Raw genomic sequence first — 18,847 nt, forward strand, 5'->3', positions numbered from 1 at the left:
CAGGCGCCGAGGTGGCGGCCGAGGAAGGCGAAGATCTTCTCCCAGCCGTCCTTGGCCGCGGCGGGACGGAACGCGGGCCGCTCGACGGCGAAGAACGCGTGCCCCGCGCCGGGGTAGCTGTGGAACTCGTGCTCCTTGCCGAGCCTGGTCAGCTCGGCGTCCAGCGCGGCGACCTCGTCGGGAGCGGGGAACCGGTCCTCCTCGCCGAACAGGCCGAGCAGCGGGCACGACAGGCCGGGCGCCTTGGACAGGATCGACCGGGCGGAGGTCGGGTAGTCCTCGGGCGGATCGCTGACGACGAAGGCGCCCTAGCAGTCGACGGCCGCGTCGAGGTCCAGCTCGCAGGCCGCCAGGAACGCGTGCCGCCCTCCCGAGCAGTGCCCGATCACCCCGATCTTGCCGCTGGCGTGGTCGAGCGAGTTCAGATGCGCGGCGGCCCCGGTGACGTCGCCGACGAGCTGCTCGTCCGGGACACCGCCCTTGGCGCGGGCCGCGGCCGCATGGTCGTCCGGGCCGACGCCCGCGCCCGCGCCCTCGCGCGAGTACAGGTTCGGGGCGTTCGCGGCGTACCCGTGCGCCGCGAACGTCCGGACGAACTCCTTGGTGCCGGGGTCGTAGCCGGGCATGTGGTGGATCACCACGACGCCGCCGCGCGGGGCGTCGCCCAGCGGCCGCGCCAGGTAGGCCTCCAGCTCGTCCTCGCCGTGCCCGGTGATGGAGACCGTGCCGGCCCACATCGCGTCGCTCATGCTCGAAGCTCCGTTCCTCAGCGGGGTCCGCGCGCACGCCGTGCTCTCACCGACATGCGGACAGTCTCTCGCATACCGTTGCTCGAAGCCTTAGCGGCACTGAGCATCCCGGGCCTTTTGGCCTAGAAGGTCCGTCACATCACCAAAGCTTGGGGCTTTGGTTTGAGTACGGTCTCTCGTTTCTGTCTGCCGCTGGTGCGGCAGGGTTGCGCCACCTGCCCGCCCCGTCCTCGTCTTGAGGCGACGACGGGTGGTGCGGGTCTTCCGGTCGGCTCCACGAGGTTTCGGCACCATGCGGGTGCCCAGGTCTCCGGCCACTCCGGTACCTGTTACAGCGCCAGCCGCGAGTGCGGCGAGGTTGAATGCGGCGTTGGCATCCCGGTCGATGACCAGGCCGCAGGCGTCGCATTCGAAGGTCCGGACGTGCAGCGGCAGTTTGGCTTTCACCGCGCCGCATCCCGAGCAGGTCTTGGACGAGGGGAACCAGCGGTCGGCGACCACGATGCGGCTGCCGTTGCGCTTGGTCTTGTAGATGAGTTGGCGGCGGATCTCTGCGAACCCGGCGTCGGCGATGTGGCGGGCGAGGCGCCGGTTGCGGAGCATCCCGGCGACGTTGAGGTCTTCGACCACCACGGTGCCGTACTCGGCCGCCACCTTCGAAGTGAGCTTGTGCAGTGCGTCTTGGCGGAGGTCGGCGACGCGATGGTGAACTCGGTTGCGGGTCGCATCGGCCTTCTCCCACCGCTTGGACGGCTTGCGTCCACTCCTGCGGTCGGGCCCCTGGCGGCGGGAGGCGATGCGGGAGGCGCGGCGCAGCCGTGTGAGCGCCGCGTCCAGGTGCCTGGGGTTGGGCTCCCGGCATACTTGGCCGGTGCTGTCGGCCATGACCGCGAGGGTCTTCACACCGAGGTCGACGCCGACCGCCGTGTCCGGCCGGGCGACCTTCACCGGATCGTGCTTGACCTCGGTCTGGAAGGAGACGAACCAGCGCCCGCGCTCGAACCTGACCGTCGCCGACAGGATCCGCGCCGTCCCGGCCTGGAAGCGTGCCAGGAGCTTGCAGGTGGGCTCATGTGTGCGGATCGTCCCGAGCCTGGGCAACGTCACGTGACGGCCGCTGGACTCGAGACGAATGGTGCCGGTGGTGAACCGGCAGGCCAGACGCGCTTTCCGTTTCGACTTCAAGCGTGGCATCCCGACCCGCTTGCCCCGCCGCTTGCCCCGTTTCGACCTCGCGTAGTTGTCGAACGCGGCGGCGGCGTTGGCCAGGCCCGTGGAGTACGCCTCCTTGGAGTTCTCCTGCCACCACGCGGCAAATCTCGGATCGGTGTGCTTGGCGGCGTTGAACGCCTTGCGCAACGCGGGCAGCGACCACGGCCGCCACCCGGTCAACTCCTCCTCGACGATGCCGTACGAATCTTCCGCACGGCGCTGCCACCAGGACGCCTCGACCCACGCGACGGCCCAGTTGTAGGCGGCGCGGGCCGCACCGCAATGCGAGCGCAGCACAGACTCTTGGGTGACATTGGGATCCAACGCGAACCGATACGCCTGCATCACGAAACCGGGCTGCGGCCGGAACTTCTTCACTCGACGGCCAAGCTCGTGGCCATGGCCCTCGTGTGAGCCGCACAGTTCTTCGCCACTCGTCAACCGTAGAGCCACGTGCACGTCGAAGTCAGCGCCTCCGTGAAATCAGGCGTTCAACGTCCCGGCGCTGAGGAGGCCGAACAGGAGGAGGCCGACGACGATCCGGTAGACCACGAACGAGGTGAAGCTGTGCCGGGCGACGAAGCGCAGCAGCCAGGCGATGGAGGCGTAGGCCACGACGAACGACACCGCCGTGCCCACCGCGAGGGGCAGGACGCCGGCGCCCGAGCCGAGGGCGCTCGGCAGCTCGTAGATGCCGGCGCCGGTCAGCGCGGGGATGCCCATGAAGAACGACAGCCGGGTCGCGGCGACACGGTCGAGGCCGAGCATGAGACCGGTCGACATCGTCGCGCCCGACCGGGAGAAGCCGGGGAACAGCAGGGCGAGGATCTGCGACGAGCCGATCAGCATCGCGTCGGTGAGGGACGTGTCGTCCTCGCCGCGCTTGTGCGTGCCGAGCCGGTCCGCGGCGAACATCACGGCGCTGCCGCCGATCAGGGACCCGGCGACCACCCACAGCGAGGCGAGCGGGCCCTCGATGAGGGGTTGGGCCGCGACCCCGACGATCACGACCGGGATGGTGGCGTAGATGACCCACCAGGCGAACTTGTAGTCGTGGTGGTAGCGCTCGGACGGCCGGGCGAGCCCGACGCCCCAGGCCTTGACGATCCGGACGATGTCGGAGAAGAAGTAGACCAGGACCGCCGCGATGGCCCCGACCTGGATCACCGCGGTGAAGCCGACCACGGACTTGTCGTCCACCGGGATGTTCATCAGACCCTCGGTGATCTTCAGATGCCCCGTCGAGGAGACCGGGAGGAACTCGGTCAGGCCCTCCACGATCCCGAGGACGATCGCCTGCCCGACATTGATCACGCTCAAGGACCCGGTTCCTCTCCGACCTGCGCCTGGTTCGCGCCGAGCCTACTGCCGAGACGCGACCGGATCCCGTGACGAGAAGGATAACTTCACTGATCGTTAACCGGCCGGACGGCGTCCGGACATGCTCGGCCCCAGGTCTTCTGGGCCCGCCCCGGTGCTACCGGCCGGAACCGGCCGGGGCGGCGACCCCCGGGCCGTGCACGGCGGCGACCGCCGCGAGGGCGCGCCAGGCGTCGGCCGGGCGCAGCGTCTCGTCCGGGTCGCCGTTGAAGGGATCGAGGAGGACCGTGCCCGCGCCGAGCAGCCGCAGCTGCTCCAGGTCGTCCGCGACCTGGTCGAGGGTCCCCTCACCGGCGAGGCGGTCAGGGCCGGTGACGGGGGAGGACGTCAGCCGCAGGACGATGCGGGGCTCCAGTGCGGGAACCGGGCGCTCCTGCTCGTCCGCGAGGGCGCTCAGCCGCTCCAGCGCGCCGCGGAGCCAGGGGAGGGTGAAGCGCAGGGGGTGCCAGGCGTCGCCGACGCGCACGGCCCGGCGGAGTGCGGCGTCGCTGTTCCCGCCGATCCAGAGGGGGATCCGTCCGGAGCGGTAGTCGCCCTCGTCCTCCCACGCCGCGCGGATCGCGTCCAGGTGCTCGTCGGTGAGGGCGCCGCGCCGGGTGAAGGGGACTCCGAGCGCCGCGAACTCCTCGCGGGCCCAGCCGACCCCGGTGCCGAGGACGAGGCGCCCGCCGCTCAGGTCGTTGAGGTTGGCGGCCATGCGCGCGACGAGCAGCGGATGCCGGTACGGGACGATGAGCACGGTGGTGCCGAGCCGCACCCGCTCGGTCACGCCGGCCAGCCAGGAGAGCGTGGTGAACGGTTCGTAGAACGGGGCCGGGTACTGCGCGGCGACGTCGGCCGTGATCGCGACGTGGTCGGAGACCATCAGCAGGTCGAAGCCGAGGCCCTCGACCGTTCGCGCCCACTGCCGCAGGACGCCCGGGTCGGTGCCGGGCCCGAAGTTGGGGACGTTCACACCGAGGCGCATCGCCCCAGGCTATCGGCGGCCCCTGGCGGGCGTGCCAGGTCAGGGGCGGGGCCAGGGGCTTCCGGCGAGGCGCTCGATGTCGGTGTTGAAGCGCTGGAGGAAGACGGCGAAGGCCTCGACGTCCTCCGCCGTCCAGTCCGCCATGATCTTGTCGATGCCGGCGGTGATCTGGCCGCGCTCGCTGTCGAGGCGGCGCTCGCCCTCGCCCGTGATGCGGAACTTGCGGGCGATGCCGCCCGCCGGGTCGGGGATGCGCTCGACGAGGCCGTCGCGCAGCATGGCCGAGGTCTGCCGGTTCAGCGTCGAGGGGTCCAGGTCGAACGCCTCGCTGAGCTGCCGGATCGACATGGGGCCCTCGATGCGGATGCGGCTGAGCAGGATGTAGGCGCTGCGCTCCAGCAGGCCGCCCTCGCGTTTGGAGCGGCGGGTGGCCAGGCTGTGCCGCCCGAGCAGCATGGTCTCGTACTCGATCAGATCCGTGGGCTTGTGCATTCCGGTCCTTCTCCCGCGCGCGGTCCGCCCGGGTCGTTCCCGCATCGATGCTCGCACCCCATGCCTACCACAGGGATGTGCGCCGTACATAAGTTGTGCATCGACCATATCGTATGTATGGTGCACATGTTCCTTGACCCGACAGAAGGGATGTCACGTGGACGAGTCCGCGCCCGCCGTCCGACCCGGCGGGATCGTCGGCGTTCTCGCCGTGGGCGGCATCGTCGCCGCGTTCATGCAGACCCTCGTGGTGCCGCTCATCGCCGAGCTGCCGCGGCTGCTGCACACCTCGGCCTCCAACGCGACCTGGGTGGTCACCGCGACGCTGCTGGCCTCCGCGGTCGCCATGCCGATGATCGGGCGGCTCGGCGACCTGTACGGCAAGCGCCGGATGCTGCTGGTCTGCATGGTGCCGCTCATCACCGGGTCGGTGGTCTGCGCGCTGTCCGGCTCGCTCATCCCGATGGTCGTCGGCCGGGGCATGCAGGGCGTCGGCATGGGCATGATCCCGCTCGGCATCAGCGCGCTGCGCGACCTGCTGCCGCCCGAGCGGCTCGGGTCCTCGATCGCGCTGCTGAGCTCGTCCATGGGCATCGGCGGGGCGTTCGGCCTGCCGCTGGCGGCCGTCATCGCGGACAACATGAGCTGGCGGGTGCTGTTCTGGGGCTCGGCCGCGCTGAGCGCGCTCGTCGCCACGCTGATCTACCTGCTGGTGCCGGCCACGCCCGTCCAGGCCAGGGGCCGCTTCGACGCGCCGGGGGCGGTCGGCCTCGGCACCGCCCTCGTGTGCCTGCTGCTCGGCGTCTCCAAGGGCGCCGACTGGGGCTGGGCGAGCGGCACGACCATCGGGCTGTTCGCCGCCACGGTCGTCATCCTGCTGGCGTGGGGCTGGTGGGAGCTGCGGACCCGCGACCCGCTGGTCGACCTGCGCGTCACCGCGCGCACCCAGGTGCTGCTCACCAACGCCGCCTCGGTCGTGATCGGGTTCTCGATGTACGCCCAGTCGCTGATCGTGCCGCAGCTGCTGCAGCTCCCGAAGGCGACCGGGTACGGCCTCGGCCAGTCGATGGTCGCCGCGGGCCTGTGGATGGTGCCGTCCGGCCTGCTGATGATGGCCGTGTCCCCGCTCGGCGCCCGGCTGTCGGCCGCCCGCGGGCCCAAGGTCACCCTGGTCGCCGGGAGCCTGGTGATCGCGCTCGGCTACGGGTCGTCCACGCTGCTCATCGGCGCCGCGTGGGGCCTGATGATCGTCACGGCGATCTGCGGCATGGGCGTCGGACTCGCCTACGGCGCGATGCCCGCGCTCATCATGGGGGCGGTGCCGCGGTCGGAGACCGCGTCGGCCAACAGCTTCAACACGCTGATGCGCTCGGTCGGCACCTCGGTGTCGGCGGCCGTGGTCGGGGTCGTGCTGTCCCAGCTGACCATCGACCTCGGCGGGCACGTGCTCCCGTCCGAGGACGGCTTCCGCGCCGGGCTGCTGATCGGCTGCGGCGTGGCGCTGCTCGCCGGGCTCATCGCGCTGGCCATTCCCGGGCGCGGGCGCTCGGTCACCGCCGCGGCCGGGCAGGACGCCCCGGCGGAGCGGAGCGCGGCGTCCAAGGCCTGACGCCGGACGGCGCCGCGCCGGTCAGTCCCGCGCCGGGGACTCGCGCCGCAGGAGGTAGGTGTCCATGATCCACCCCTTGCGGTCGCGGGCCTCGGCGCGCACGGCGCGGATCTCCTCGGCCACCTCCGCGACCGGGCCGGAGACGAGGATCTCGTCGGGCGTGCCGAGGTAGGCGCCCCAGTAGATGTGGTAGCCCTCGCCCGCCTCGGCGAACGCGCAGTGCGCGTCCAGCATGACGAGCACGTCGTCGGCGGTGGCGCCCTCGGCGGCGAGGCGGCGTCCGGTGGTGACGTGGACGGGGCGCCCCACCCGCGTGAGCCCGACGCGGTGCCGCGCGGTGAGCGCGGAGACGCTGCTGATGCCGGGGATCACCTCGCACTCGAACTCGGCGCCGACCTCCTCCAGCGCCGCGAGGGTGCTGTCGTAGACGCCGGGGTCGCCCCAGACGAGGATCGCGCCGGTCTGCCCGTCGGCCAGCTCGCCGGTGACGAAGGACTCGTAGATCCGCGCGCGCCGCGACCGCCAGTCCTGCACGGCGGCGGCGTAGGCGGCGGCGTCCCGGTCGCGGTCGGGATCGCGGGCCTCCACGACCCGGTACGGGGGCCGGCCGTGCGCCGCGATGAGGTCGTGCCGCAGCCCGGCCAGGTCGTGCTTGGCCTCGCCCTTGTCCACGACGAGGAAGACGTCGGCCGCGGCGATGGCCTTGGCCGCCTGGAACGTCAGGTGGTCGGGGTCGCCCGCGCCGATGCCGATGATCAAAAGCCGCTTCACGGCGCCAAGTGTGCCAGAGCGCTCCTATAGGGTTGATCTCCCTTTCGACCGAGGAGACCAGTGGACGCGCGTGTCATCACCGTCGTGGGAATCGGCGCGGACGGGTGGGACGGGCTCGCGGCGGAGTCGCGCGAGGCGCTGCGGGCGGCGGAGGTCCTGTTCGGCAACCGCCGGCAGCTCGACCTCGTCCCCGGCGAGGACCACGAGCGCATCGCCTGGCCGTCGCCCCTGCTCCCCGCGCTGCCGGGGCTGATCGAGCGGCACGAGGGACGCGCGATCGCCGTGCTGGCGAGCGGCGACCCCATGTTCCACGGGATCGGCTCCACCCTCGCCGGGATGCTCGGCGCCGACCGGCTCCGCGTGCTGCCCCATCCGTCGTCGGCCTCGCTCGCGTGCGCCCGGCTCGGCTGGCCGCTGGACCGGGTGGACGTCCTCAGCATCGTGGGCCGTCCCGCCGCGGCGCTGAACGCGATCATCGCCCCCGGGCGGCGGCTGATCGTGCTCGGCGCCGGACGGGAGGCCCCGATCATCGTCGCCGCCGTGCTGTCCGGCCGCGGCTTCGGCGCGAGCCGCATGACCGCCCTGTGCGACCTGGGTTCGGCCGGGGAGACGGTCCGGCACGGCGTCGCGGAGGAGTGGACCGAGCCCGCCGCGTCCGCGCTGGCCCTCATCGCCGTCGAATGCGTGCCCGGCCCGGACGCGGCGCCGCTGCCCCGCGCCCCCGGGCTCCGCGACGACGCCTTCGAGCACGACGGGCAGATCACCAAGAGCGAGGTCCGCGCGGTGACGCTGTCGCGCCTCGCGCCGCTGCCCGGCGAGCTGCTCTGGGACGTCGGCGCCGGCTCCGGCAGCGTCGCGATCGAGTGGGCGCGGGCGCACCCGGCCTGCGAGGCCGTCGCGATCGAGAGCAGCCCCGCGCGGGCCGAGCGGATCGGCGCCAACGCGGCCGCGCTGGGCGTGCCGCGCGTGCAGGTCGTGAAGGGCGAGGCTCCGGGCGTGCTGGACGGCCTGCCGGCGCCGGACGCGGTCTTCGTCGGCGGCGGCCTCACCGCTCCCGGCCTGCTGGAGCGCTGCTGGGACGCCCTGAAGCCGGGCGGACGCCTGGTCGCCAACGCCGTGACCCTCGAATCCGAGGCCGTCGTGGCCGAGGCGCGCCGGTCGCGCGGCGGCGAGCTGGTCCGGGTCAGCGTCGAGCGCGCCGGGCCGCTGGGCGGGTTCACGGCCTGGCGTCCGGCGATACCCGTCGTCGTCTGGACGGTCCGGAAGAGCCCGGCGTGACGGTGTACTTCGTCGGCGCGGGCCCCGGCGCCGCCGACCTCATCACCGTGCGCGGCCTGCGGGTCCTGGAGGCCGCGCCGGTCTGCCTGTACGCGGGGTCGCTGGTGCCGGCCGAGCTGCTGGAGGCGTGCCCGCCCGGCGCCCGGCTCGTCGACACCGCGAACATGACGCTGGACGGGATCGTCGCCGAGCTGACCGCCGCCCACCGGGACGGCCTGGACGTCGCGCGGCTGCACTCCGGCGACCCGTCGGTGTTCAGCGCGGTCGCCGAGCAGATGCGCCGCCTCGACGCGGCGGGCGTGCCGTACGAGGTCGTCCCCGGCGTCCCGGCGTTCGCGGCCGCGGCGGCCTCGCTCGGGCGGGAGCTGACCGTCCCCGGCGTCGGCCAGACCGTGATCCTGACCCGCACGGCCGTCCGCGCCACCCCGATGCCGGACGGCGAGGACCTCGCCACCCTCGGCGCGAGCGGCGCCACGATGGTGCTGCACCTGGCCGTCCAGCGCATCGAGGAGGTCGCCGCCGAGCTGCTGTCCCGCTACGGCGCGGACTGCCCGGTCGCCGTGGTCGCCCGCGCCAGCCGCGCGGACGAGCTGGTCCTGCGCGGCACCCTCGCCGACATCGCCGCCCGGGTGCGCGAGGCCGGGGTGCGGCGCACCGCGGTGATCGTCGTCGGGCGGGTCCTCACCGCGTCGGCGTTCCCCGACAGCCACCTCTACAGCGCCGCGCGGGACCGGGCGTGCGGCGCGTCCTGATCCTCGGCGGGACGGCGGAGGCACGCGCGCTCGCGGCCCGGCTGACCGGCGTGCACGTCGTGTCCTCGCTCGCCGGCAGGGTGTCCGATCCGCTCCTGCCCGCCGGAGAGGTCCGCATCGGCGGGTTCGGCGGCGCCGAGGGGCTCGCCGCGTGGCTGCGCGAACACCGGATCGGCCGCCTCGTCGACGCGACGCACCCGTTCGCGGAGCGGATGAGCGCGTCCGCCGCGCGCGCGTCGCGCCTGACGGGCGTGCCGCTGCTCGCGCTGCGCCGCCCCGGCTGGGACGCGGAGGGCGGCGACGACTGGCGGCGCGTCCCGTCCCTGCCGGACGCCGCCGCCGCGCTGCCGGACGGCGCCCGCGCCTTCCTCACGACGGGCCGCCGCAGCATCCCGGTGTTCGCCGCGCGGACCGGCGTGTGGTTCCTCGCCCGGTCGGTGGACCCGCCGGAGCCGCCCGTCCCGCCCAACATGCGGGTCCTGCTGGCGCGCGGCCCCTACACCGTGGACGGGGAGCGCGCCCTGATCCGCGAGCACCGCCTGGACGTCCTGGTCACCAAGGACAGCGGCGGCGCGATGACCCGCGCGAAGCTCACCGCCGCCCGCGAGGCCGGGCTGCCGGTCGTGATGGTCGACCGCCCGGCCCTCCCCGGGGGCGTCGAGGCGACCGGCGACGTGGCCGTCGCCGCCGCCTGGGTTCAGGGGTAGCGGCGCGGGGTGAAGACCACGCCCCGCCCGGTCACCCGGGTCGCGGACGACCCGACGATGAGCAGGCAGCGCATGTCGACCCGCTCGGGGTCCAGCGCGCCGAGCGTCGTCACCGTCACGCTCTCCTCCGGCCCGCCGACGTCCCGCCCGACCACCACCGGGGTCTCGGGGGAGCGGTGCTTGAGCAGCAGGTCGCGCGCCGCGGGGAGCCGGTGCCGGCGCCGGCTCGACGAGGGGTTGTAGAGGGCCAGCACCAGGTCGGCCTCGGCGGCGAGCGCGAGCCGCCGCTCCACCACGTCCCACGGCTTGAGGATGTCCGACAGCGACAGGACGCAGAAGTCGTGGCCGAGGGGCGCGCCCGCCCGGGCGGCCACGGCCTGCGCCGCCGTCAGTCCGGGCACGACCTGCACCGGCACGTCCGCGAACTCCTCGCCGGCCGCCGCCTCCAGCACGGCCGTCGCCATCGCGAACACCCCGGGGTCGCCGGACGAGACGACGGCGACCCGGGCCCCGTCCCGCGCGAGCGCCAGCGCGTGCCGGGCCCGGTCGGCCTCCACCCGGTTCCCGGAGCCGTGCCGCCGCTGCCGGGGGTTCGGCGGCACCCGGTCCAGGTAGGGGCCGTAGCCGACGAGGTCGGTCGCGGACGCCAGGACGTCCTGCGCCTCCGGGGTCAGCCACGGCCGCCCCGCCGGTCCGAGCCCGACGACCCACACCCCGCCGGCCCCCTCCGGCCGCGCCGGGGGAGGCGCCGCGAACGAGCGCTCCGCCGGGCTCGTCAGCAGCGCCAGCGACATGTAGGGCACGTCCGCCGGGTCGACCTCGGCGAGCGGGAGGACGCGCTGCCGGCCGGTGGCGGCCCGCTCGACGTACCAGCCGTCGCCGAGCCGCCCCGCGTCCTCGAACGCCTGCCTGACCTTGGGGAACGTCCGCCCGAGCTTGAGGACGGCCGCCGCGTCCGCGGTGCTCAGCCGCTCGGCCAGCTCCTCGCCGGGCAGCGTCCCCGGCAGGATGGTCAGCGTCTCCTCGCGCTCCACCAGCGGGCGCCCCGCCGCCGCCGACGCCGCGCTCAGCGACGTCACGCCCGGCACGACCTCGGCCGGGTAGTGCGGCGCGAGCCGCTTGTGCAGGTGCATGTACGACCCGTAGAACAGGGGGTCGCCCTCGCTCAGCACCACGACCGTCCGCCCCGCGTCGAGGTGCGCGGCGAGCCGGGCGGCGCAGTCGGCGTAGAACTCCTCCAGCGCCCCGTGGTACCCGCCGCGGTGGTCGGTGGCCTCCGTCGTCACCGGGTAGACGAGCTGCTCCTCGATCCGCCCGTCCCGCAGGTACGGCTCGGCGATCGCCCGGGCGATGCTGCGGCCGTGCCGCGCGCAGTGGAAGGCCACCACGTCCGCCTCGCCGATCAGCCGCGCCGCCCGCACCGTGACCAGCTCCGGGTCGCCGGGCCCGACGCCCACGCCGAACAGCCGTCCCGCCATCACTCCGCCTCACTGGCGAGGGCGTTGACCGCCGCCGCCGTCATCGCGCTGCCGCCGCGCCGCCCGCGCACCACCAGATGGTCCAGCCCGCTCGCGGCGAGCGCCTCCTTGGACTCGGCCGCCCCGATGAACCCGACCGGGATCCCGAGGACCGCCGCCGGGCGCGGCGCGCCCTCCTCCATCAGCTCCAGCAGCCGGAACAGCGCCGTCGGCGCGTTGCCGATCGCGACGACCGCGCCGCCGAGCCGGTCGCGCCACAGCTCCAGCGCCGCCGCGCTGCGCGTGGTGCCGAGCCGCTCGGCCAGCTCGGGGACGCCCGGGTCGCCCAGGGTGCAGACGACCTCGTTGCCGGCGGGGAGCCGCGCGCGGGTCACCCCGGAGGCGACCATCCGCGCGTCGCACAGCACCGGCGCGCCGGCCAGCAGCGCCGCCCGCGCCCGCTCCACGACCCCCGGCGACCAGGCCAGGTCCCCGACCAGGTCGGTCATGCCGCAGGCGTGGATCATGCGGACCGCGACCCGCGCCACGTCGTCCGGCAGTCCCGACAGGTCGGCCTCCGCGCGGATCGTCGCGAACGACCGCCGGTAGATCTCGGCGCCGTCCCGGACGTAATCGATCACTGCTGTCCCTCCGCCGTCCTCAGCACGACCGGGCCGCGGGGCATCCCGCAGCGCCGCTCGCACCCCGTCCAGTGGACGGGGGTCCCGGGCGCGCGGACCAGGCCGTCCACGAAGCGCCGCGCCTCGCCCTGCACGTCGCCGCGCGACTTCGCGCATCCGGGGCTGCCGGTGCAGGCCGTCACGCCGCCCCAGGGCGACGCCGGATCGGTCGCGAAGCCCGCCGCCGCGAGCTCCGCCGCCGCGCGTGGCGCCTCGCCCGCGTCCCGGTCCCGCAGCACCACGCTGCGCCACGGCGTCACCCGCACCTCGTCCGCGACCGCGGCGAGCGCCTCGGCCTGCGCGGCGGACAGCCGGCCGAGCGGGGGCACGGCCTCCAGCGCGGCGCGCCCGTCCCGCTGCGCGACGATCCCGGCGTGCGGCGGCGCGGGGTCCGGGCGCGGCGGCGCGTCCCGCACGTCCGCGCCCAGCCGCTCCGCGACGAGCCGCGCGCCGTCCGGCACCTCCGCGAGGCGCCAGGCGTCCCCCCGGATCTCCAGGAACGCCTCCGCCGCCGCGAGCAGCGCGGCGACGGGCTCGCCGGGGACGGGCCCGAGCCGCGTCCCGGCCAGCCGCAGCCCTTCGGGGGTGCAGGCGGCGTCGGCGCCCAGCGCCGCCATGTCGCCGGTGCCGTCGTCGAGCGCGAACAGGAACCGCCCCGGCAGCCGGGCCAGTTCCGGACGCGCGCGCAGCGCCTCGTCCAGCGCCGTGACCAGCGGGTCCGTGGCGAGAACGCCGCGCGGGCCGCGCCCGCCGAGCGGGGACGCGACGATGTTGCGCACCCGCTCGTGGGTCGCCGACGGCAGCAGCCCGGCGGCCGCCAGCCGGGCCGCGAGCGCCGCCGGGTCGCGGACGCCGCGCACCTGGAGGTTGCCGCGGGACGTGAGTTCGATCACGTCCCGCCCCAGCTCGCGGGCGGCGGCGCCGAGCACCGCGAGCTGCGCGGCGGACACCGCGCCGCCCGGGACGCGGACGCGCGCCAGCGGCCCGTCGGCGGCGTCGTGGGTGCGCAGCGCCCCGGGGCACGCGTCGGCACGGGCTCTGACATTCGGCACGGGGAGGATGTTAACCACAGTTTGCAGGGCGACCGCGCTGCCGTACTCTTCTGCTCAGGCGATGGCAATGGGAGGAAGCCGGTGCGAATCCGGCGCGGTCCCGCCACTGTGACCGGGGAGCGAACCCCGCTGTAGGCCACTGTCCGCAAGGACGGGAAGGCCGGGGCGAGCGTCGATCCGGGAGCCAGGAGACTCCTGCCGTCGACACCCGCGACCGGGGCGAGGACCCCAGGGGGAGGATGCGCCGTGCCCGAGCACAGCCGCACGGTCCTGTTGCTGTCGACGTCCGACACCGATCTGCTGAGCGCCCGCGCGTCCGGCGCCGCCTACCGGCTCGGCAATCCCGCGCGGCTCGCCGCCGCCGACCTGCCCGAGCTGACCGAGGGCGCCGACCTCGTCGTGGTGCGGCTGCTCGGCGGCCGGCGCGCCTGGGAGGACGGCCTCGACGCGCTGCTCGCGGGCCCCCGGCCCGTCGTCGTCCTCGGCGGCGAGCAGGCCCCCGACGCCGAGCTGATGGAGCTGTCCACGGTCAGCGGCGGGGTGTGCGCCGAGGCGCACGCCTACCTCGCGCACGGCGGCCCCGCCAACCTCGCCGAACTGCACGCGTTCCTGTCCGACACCGTGCTGCTGACCGGGCGCGGCTTCGCTCCGCCGGCCCCGACGCCGACCTGGGGGCGGCTCGACCGCGCCGCCCGCGACGGCGGCGGGCCCGTGGTCGGCGTGCTCTACTACCGCGCCCACCACATGGCGGGCAACACCGCGTTCGTCGAGGCGCTCTGCGCCGCCGTGGAGGACGCGGGCGGGCGCGCCATGCCGGTGTTCTGCTCGTCGCTGCGCACCGCCGAGCCCGAGCTGCTGGACACGCTGCGCCAGGCGGACGCGCTGGTGACGACCGTGCTCGCGGCGGGCGGGTCGCGGCCCGCCACGGCCGGGGCGGGCGGCGACGACGAGGCGTGGGACGTGGGCGCGCTCGCGGCGCTGGACGTCCCGATCCTCCAGGGCCTCTGCCTCACGACCAGCCGGTCCGACTGGGAGGGCGGCGACGACGGGCTGTCCCCCCTGGACGCGGCGTCGCAGGTCGCGATCCCCGAGTTCGACGGGCGGATCATCACCGTCCCGTTCTCGTTCAAGGAGGTCGACGAGGACGGTCTCACCGTCTACGCCGCCGACCCCGAGCGGGCCGCGCGGGTCGCCGGGATCGCGGTCCGGCACGGCCGGCTCCGCCACACCCCGGCCCCCGGGCGCCGCCTCGTCGTGATGCTGTCGGCGTACCCGACCAAGCACGCCCGCGTCGGCAACGCCGTCGGCCTCGACACCCCGGCGAGCACCGTCCGCCTGCTGGCCCGGCTCCGCGACGCGGGGTACGACCTGGGGGACGGCTTCCCCGGCGTCGACGAGCAGGACGGCGACGCCCTCGTCCACGCGCTCATCGCGGCGGGCGGCCAGGACGAGGACTGGCTCACCGAGGAGCAGCTCGCGGGCAACCCCGTCCGCATCTCCGCCGCGTCCTACGCGCGCTGGTACCGCACCCTGCCCGCCGACCTGCGGGAGGGGATGGAGCGGCACTGGGGCCCGCCGCCCGGGGAGCTGTTCGTCCAGGACGGCGACATCGTCCTGGCCGCCCTGCGCGCCGGCAACCTCGTCGTCATGGTGCAGCCGCCGCGCGGCTTCGGGCAGAACCCCATCGCCGTCTACCACGACCCCGACCTGCCGCCCAGCCACCACTACCTGGCCGCGTACCGGTGGCTCTCGGACGAGTTCGGCGCGCACGCGATCGTCCACGTCGGCAAGCACGGCAACCTGGAGTGGCTGCCCGGCAAGGCGGCGGGCATGTCCGCCTCGTGCGGCACCGACGCGGCGCTCGGCGACGTCCCGCTGGTCTACCCGTTCCTCGTCAACGACCCCGGCGAGGGCACGCAGGCCAAGCGCCGCGCGCACGCCGTCCTCGTCGACCACATGGTCCCGCCGATGGCCCGCGCCGAGACCTACGGCGACATCGCCCGCCTCGAACAGCTCCTGGACGAGCACGCGACGATCGCCGCGATGGACCCGGCGAAGCTGCCCGCGATCCGCGCCCAGATCTGGACGCTCATCCAGGCCGCCAGGCTCGACCACGACCTCGGCCTGGACGACCGCCCCCACGACACCGAGTTCGACGACTTCCTCCTGCACGTCGACGGCTGGCTGTGCGAGGTGAAGGACGCGCAGATCCGCGACGGCCTGCACGTCCTCGGCCAGGCGCCCACCGGCGCGACCCGCGTCGACCTGGTGCTGGCCATGCTCCGCGCACGCCAGATGTGGTCGGGCCGCGAGACGCTGCCCGGCCTGCGGGAGGCGCTCGGGCTCAGCGAGGCCGGCGGCGAGGCGCTCGCCGACGTGGACGCCGCCGAGGCCGCCGCCCGCGCCCTCGTCCAGGCCATGGAGGACGCGGGCTGGGCCGTGGACGCGGCCCGGGAGGCCGCGAGGGACGTTCCGGCGGAGCGCCGCGACGCCGTGGCGCGGGTCCTGGAGTTCGCCGCCGCCGAGATCGTCCCGCGCCTGGCCCGGACGTCCGACGAGCTCGACCACGTCCTGCACGCCCTGGACGGCGGCTACGTCCCGGCGGGCCCGAGCGGGTCGCCGCTGCGCGGCCTCGTCAACGTCCTGCCGACCGGCCGCAACTTCTACTCGGTCGACCCGCGCGCCGTCCCGAGCCGCCTCGCCTGGGAGACGGGGCAGGCGATGGCCGACTCGCTCCTGGAGCGCTACCGCGCCGACCACGGGGAGTGGCCGCGCTCGGTCGGGCTGTCGGTGTGGGGGACGAGCGCGATGCGCACGGCGGGCGACGACGTGGCCGAGGTCCTCGCGCTGCTCGGCGTCCGCCCGGCCTGGGACGAGGCGTCCCGCCGCGTCACGGCGCTGGAGCCGGTGCCGCTCGCCGAGCTCGGCCGGCCGCGCATCGACGTGACCGTCCGCATCAGCGGCTTCTTCCGGGACGCGTTCCCGCACGTCGTCGCCATGCTGGACGACGCCGTCCGGCTCGTCGCCGGGCTGGACGAGCCGGACGACGACAACCACGTCCGCGCCCACGTGCGGGCCGACCGGGAGCGGCACGGCGACGAGCGCCGCGCCACCCTGCGCGTGTTCGGGTCGGCGCCCGGCGCCTACGGGGCCGGGCTGCTCCCGCTCATCGACAGCCGCAACTGGCGCGACGACGCCGATCTCGCCGAGGTCTACGCGGTGTGGGGCGGCCACGCCTACGGCCGCGACCTCGACGGGGTGCCCGCCCGCGCCGACATGGAGAGCGCCTACCGGCGGATCGCCGTCGCCGCCAAGAACGTCGACACCCGCGAGCACGACATCGCCGACTCCGACGACTACTTCCAGTACCACGGCGGCATGATCGCCACCGTCCGCGCGCTGACCGGCCGGGCCCCGGAGGCCTACGTCGGCGACAGCACCCGCCCGGACGCCGTGCGCACCCGCACCCTCGCGGAGGAGACCGCGCGGATCTTCCGGGCCCGCGTCGTGAACCCGCAGTGGCTGGCCGCGATGCGCCGGCACGGCTACAAGGGCGCGTTCGAGCTGGCCGCGACCGTGGACTACCTGTTCGGCTACGACGCCACCACCGGCGTCATGGCCGACTGGATGTACGACCGGATCACCGCCGCCTACGTCCTGGACGAGGAGAACCGCGCGTTCATGGCGGAGTCGAACCCGTGGGCGCTGCACGGCATCGCCGAACGGCTGCTGGAGGCGGCCGAGCGCGGCCTGTGGGAGCACCCCGACCCGGCGGTCCTGCAGGGGCTCCAGGAGGTCTACCTCAAGACGGAGGGCGACCTGGAGGACGACACCAGCCGCTGAGCCGCCTCCGGGAACCCCGCCCAGTGCAGGTGGAGGTAGGAGGCGGTGATCCGGTCGTCGCCGTACCCGTCGCGGCCGTCCCGCCACCGGAACAGCGGCCCGGCCCGCGTGCCCGGCGCCGCGTCCAGCTCCGTCCGGTGGAACTCGTGGCCGCGGAACCGCTCACCGGGACGGGTCAGCGGCGACTCCGCCACCGCGACCGCCTCCCGGTAGCCGAGCGTCAGCCGGGACGTCATCCGCGCGCGCCCCGGCACCCGCCCGCACATCGCCCGGCCGTCGAGCTCCTCGCACAGGTAGAGGAGCCCGGCGCATTCGGCGGCGATCGGACCGGGGAACGCCGCGACCTCGGCGAGCATCGGCGCGTTGGCGGCCAGATCGGCGGCGTGCACCTCCGGGAAGCCGCCGCCGACGACGAGCGCGGCGGCCCCGTCCGGCAGGGCCTCGTCCCGCAGCGGATCGAAGACCGCCACGTCGGCGCCCGCCGCGCGCAGCAGCTCCACGTGCTCGGCATAGGAGAAGGTGAACGCCGCCCCGCCCGCGACCGCGACCACCGGGCCGCCCTCGACCGGCACCACCTCGCCGGACGGATCCCACGCGGGCCCCGGCAGCGGGGGAGCGGCGGCCGCCAGACGGAGCAGGGCGTCCACGTCGCAGGAGCGCTCCACCAGCGCGCCGAGCCGCTCCACCGCCCGGACGGCGTCCGCGCCCCGCTCGGCCGCCGGGATCAGCCCGAGGTGGCGGGACGGCGTGACCACCGCGTCGTCCCGCCGGATCGCGCCGAGCACCGGCACGCCCGTCGCCTCCAGCGCGCTCCGGCACAGCTCCTCGTGCCGCTCCGAGCCCACCCGGTTGAGGACGACGCCGCCGATCCGCACGCCCGGCTCGAACGTCGCGAAACCGTGCACGAGCGCCGCCACCGACCGGCTCTGCCGCGCGGCGTCCACGACCAGCACCACCGGCGCCGCGAGCAGCCGCGCGACGTGCGCCGTGGACGCGAACCCGGTGTCGCCGCGCCCGTCGAACAGGCCCATGACCCCCTCGACCACCGCCACGTCGCAGCCGGCGGCGCCGTGCAGGAACAGCGGCGCCACCCTTTCCTCGCCCGCGAGCCACGGGTCGAGGTTGCGGCCGGGCCGTCCCGCCGCGAGCGCGTGGTAGCCGGGGTCGATGTAGTCGGGGCCGACCTTGTGCGGGGACACGGCGAGACCGCGCGCCCGCAGGGCCGCGATCAGCCCGGTCGCCACGGTCGTCTTGCCGCTGCCGGACGCCGGCGCCGCGACGACCAGCCGGGGGATCACCACTCGATGCCCCGCTGCCCCTTCTGCCCGGCGTCCATCGGATGCCGGACCTTGCCCATCTCCGTCACCAGGTCGGCGGCCTCGACCAGCCGGCCGGGCGCGTCCCGGCCGGTGACGACGACGTGCTGGTTCCCGGGACGCGCGGCGAGGGTCTCGACCACGTCGTCCAGGTCGAGCCAGCCCCACTTGATCGGATAGGTGAACTCGTCGAGCACGTAGAAACGGTACGTCTCGGCGGCCAGGTCCCGCTTGATCTGCGCCCAGCCCTCCCGGGCGTCGGCCGCGTGGTCCTCCTCGGCGCCGGGCCGCTGGATCCACGACCAGCCCTCGCCCATCTTGTGCCAGGCGACGGGCCCGCCCTCGCCGCTCTCCCCGAGCACGCGCAGCGCCCGCTCCTCGCCGATCCGCCACTTCGCCGACTTCACGAACTGGAACACCCCGACCGGCCAGCCCTGGTTCCAGGCCCGCAGCGCCATCCCGAACGCCGCCGTCGACTTCCCCTTCCCGGGGCCGGTGTGGACCATCAGCAGGGGCCGGGTGCGGCGCTGCCGCGTGGTGAGGCCGTCGTCGGGGACGGACACGGGCTTTCCCTGGGGCATC

Annotated in this window: 15 protein-coding genes, 1 pseudogene and 1 riboswitch; of the genes and pseudogenes, 5 read left to right on the forward strand and 11 right to left on the reverse strand. The window is 75.0% G+C overall.

All coding sequences use genetic code 11. The features are described from left to right. The 5 genes and pseudogenes from ACQEU6_RS45850 to ACQEU6_RS45870 all read right to left on the reverse strand — a co-directional run. A pseudogene (locus ACQEU6_RS45850) lies at positions 1-749 on the reverse strand (dienelactone hydrolase family protein); the annotation flags it as partial. Between the two features lie 90 nt (positions 750-839). Then, positions 840-2,339 (reverse strand): IS607 family element RNA-guided endonuclease TnpB, encoded by a 1,500-nt coding sequence (tnpB, locus tag ACQEU6_RS45855; RefSeq protein WP_499340054.1) that lies wholly within the window; start codon positions 2,337-2,339, stop codon positions 840-842. 105 nt (positions 2,340-2,444) lie between these two features. Further along, positions 2,445-3,275 (reverse strand): undecaprenyl-diphosphate phosphatase, encoded by an 831-nt coding sequence (locus ACQEU6_RS45860; RefSeq protein ID WP_499340569.1) that lies wholly within the window; start codon positions 3,273-3,275, stop codon positions 2,445-2,447. Between the two features lie 163 nt (positions 3,276-3,438). Then, the gene (locus ACQEU6_RS45865; RefSeq protein WP_499340055.1) at positions 3,439-4,308 is read right to left on the reverse strand and encodes an LLM class flavin-dependent oxidoreductase; all 870 of its coding nucleotides are present in this window, start codon (positions 4,306-4,308) and stop codon (positions 3,439-3,441) included. A gap of 39 nt (positions 4,309-4,347) precedes the next feature. After that, entirely contained in the window at positions 4,348-4,800 is a 453-nt protein-coding gene (locus ACQEU6_RS45870; RefSeq protein WP_499340056.1) for a MarR family winged helix-turn-helix transcriptional regulator, read from the reverse strand. A 157-nt stretch (positions 4,801-4,957) separates the two neighbouring features. On the opposite strand from ACQEU6_RS45870, the gene ACQEU6_RS45875 reads away from it, so the two are divergent. Next, positions 4,958-6,409 (forward strand): MFS transporter, encoded by a 1,452-nt coding sequence (locus tag ACQEU6_RS45875; RefSeq protein ID WP_499340057.1) that lies wholly within the window; start codon positions 4,958-4,960, stop codon positions 6,407-6,409. Positions 6,410-6,430: 21 nt separating this feature from the next. On the opposite strand, the gene cobF is transcribed toward ACQEU6_RS45875, so the two are convergent. Next, positions 6,431-7,180 (reverse strand): precorrin-6A synthase (deacetylating), encoded by a 750-nt coding sequence (cobF, locus tag ACQEU6_RS45880; protein WP_499340058.1) that lies wholly within the window; start codon positions 7,178-7,180, stop codon positions 6,431-6,433. A gap of 60 nt (positions 7,181-7,240) precedes the next feature. On the opposite strand from cobF, the gene cbiE reads away from it, so the two are divergent. From cbiE to ACQEU6_RS45895, 3 genes are read left to right on the forward strand one after another with little or no spacing between them, the layout of a single operon-like run. Continuing rightward, positions 7,241-8,458, forward strand: a complete 1,218-nt coding sequence (gene cbiE, locus ACQEU6_RS45885; protein ID WP_499340059.1) for a precorrin-6y C5,15-methyltransferase (decarboxylating) subunit CbiE — start codon at positions 7,241-7,243, stop codon at positions 8,456-8,458. Next, on the forward strand, positions 8,455-9,210 hold the full coding sequence (cobM, locus tag ACQEU6_RS45890; RefSeq protein ID WP_499340060.1) for a precorrin-4 C(11)-methyltransferase: 756 nt from the start codon (positions 8,455-8,457) through the stop codon (positions 9,208-9,210). Before cbiE ends, cobM begins: the two co-directional genes overlap by 4 nt. Beyond that, positions 9,195-9,917 carry a cobalt-precorrin-6A reductase gene (locus tag ACQEU6_RS45895; RefSeq protein ID WP_499340061.1) on the forward strand — a complete coding sequence of 241 codons (723 nt, stop codon included), beginning with the start codon at positions 9,195-9,197 and terminating at the stop codon, positions 9,915-9,917. Before cobM ends, ACQEU6_RS45895 begins: the two co-directional genes overlap by 16 nt. Here the strand turns inward: ACQEU6_RS45895 and ACQEU6_RS45900 are convergent. From ACQEU6_RS45900 to ACQEU6_RS45910, 3 genes are read right to left on the reverse strand one after another with little or no spacing between them, the layout of a single operon-like run. Beyond that, complete coding sequence (locus tag ACQEU6_RS45900; RefSeq protein WP_499340062.1) at positions 9,908-11,395, reverse strand: precorrin-2 C(20)-methyltransferase; 1,488 nt, start codon at positions 11,393-11,395, stop codon at positions 9,908-9,910. The genes ACQEU6_RS45895 and ACQEU6_RS45900 overlap by 10 nt on opposite strands. Continuing rightward, positions 11,395-12,015, reverse strand: coding sequence for a precorrin-8X methylmutase (locus ACQEU6_RS45905; RefSeq protein WP_499340063.1), 621 nt, complete (start codon positions 12,013-12,015; stop codon positions 11,395-11,397). Before ACQEU6_RS45905 ends, ACQEU6_RS45900 begins: the two co-directional genes overlap by 1 nt. Further along, positions 12,012-13,106 carry a ferredoxin-like domain-containing protein gene (locus ACQEU6_RS45910; RefSeq protein ID WP_499340700.1) on the reverse strand — a complete coding sequence of 365 codons (1,095 nt, stop codon included), beginning with the start codon at positions 13,104-13,106 and terminating at the stop codon, positions 12,012-12,014. Before ACQEU6_RS45910 ends, ACQEU6_RS45905 begins: the two co-directional genes overlap by 4 nt. Positions 13,107-13,177: 71 nt before the next feature. Beyond that, a riboswitch (cobalamin riboswitch) is annotated at positions 13,178-13,301 on the forward strand. 51 nt (positions 13,302-13,352) lie between these two features. On the opposite strand from ACQEU6_RS45910, the gene cobN reads away from it, so the two are divergent. Further along, complete coding sequence (cobN, locus tag ACQEU6_RS45915) at positions 13,353-16,949, forward strand: cobaltochelatase subunit CobN (RefSeq protein WP_499340066.1); 3,597 nt, start codon at positions 13,353-13,355, stop codon at positions 16,947-16,949. Here cobN and ACQEU6_RS45920 read toward each other — a convergent pair. Together ACQEU6_RS45920 and cobO are read right to left on the reverse strand one after the other, a co-directional pair. Continuing rightward, positions 16,904-18,247 (reverse strand): cobyrinic acid a,c-diamide synthase CobB, encoded by a 1,344-nt coding sequence (locus tag ACQEU6_RS45920; protein WP_499328314.1) that lies wholly within the window; start codon positions 18,245-18,247, stop codon positions 16,904-16,906. The genes cobN and ACQEU6_RS45920 overlap by 46 nt on opposite strands. Next, entirely contained in the window at positions 18,244-18,846 is a 603-nt protein-coding gene (gene cobO, locus ACQEU6_RS45925; RefSeq protein ID WP_499328315.1) for a cob(I)yrinic acid a,c-diamide adenosyltransferase, read from the reverse strand. The genes ACQEU6_RS45920 and cobO overlap by 4 nt, the downstream gene beginning before the upstream one ends. Position 18,847: the final 1 nt, after the last annotated feature.

It is taken from the genome of Spirillospora sp. CA-108201, assembly GCF_050936235.1.
Classification (GTDB): Bacteria; Actinomycetota; Actinomycetes; order Streptosporangiales; family Streptosporangiaceae; genus Spirillospora.

Bases quoted from the DNA above. Each gene is read 5' to 3' on its own strand.
- cobO (WP_499328315.1), bottom strand. From the start codon at position 18,846: ATGCCCCAGGGAAAGCCCGTGTCCGTCCCCGACGACGGCCTCACCACG.
- ACQEU6_RS45865 (WP_499340055.1), bottom strand. From the start codon at position 4,308: ATGCGCCTCGGTGTGAACGTCCCCAACTTCGGGCCCGGCACCGACCCG.
- ACQEU6_RS45900 (WP_499340062.1), bottom strand. From the start codon at position 11,395: ATGGCGGGACGGCTGTTCGGCGTGGGCGTCGGGCCCGGCGACCCGGAG.
- ACQEU6_RS45870 (WP_499340056.1), bottom strand. From the start codon at position 4,800: ATGCACAAGCCCACGGATCTGATCGAGTACGAGACCATGCTGCTCGGG.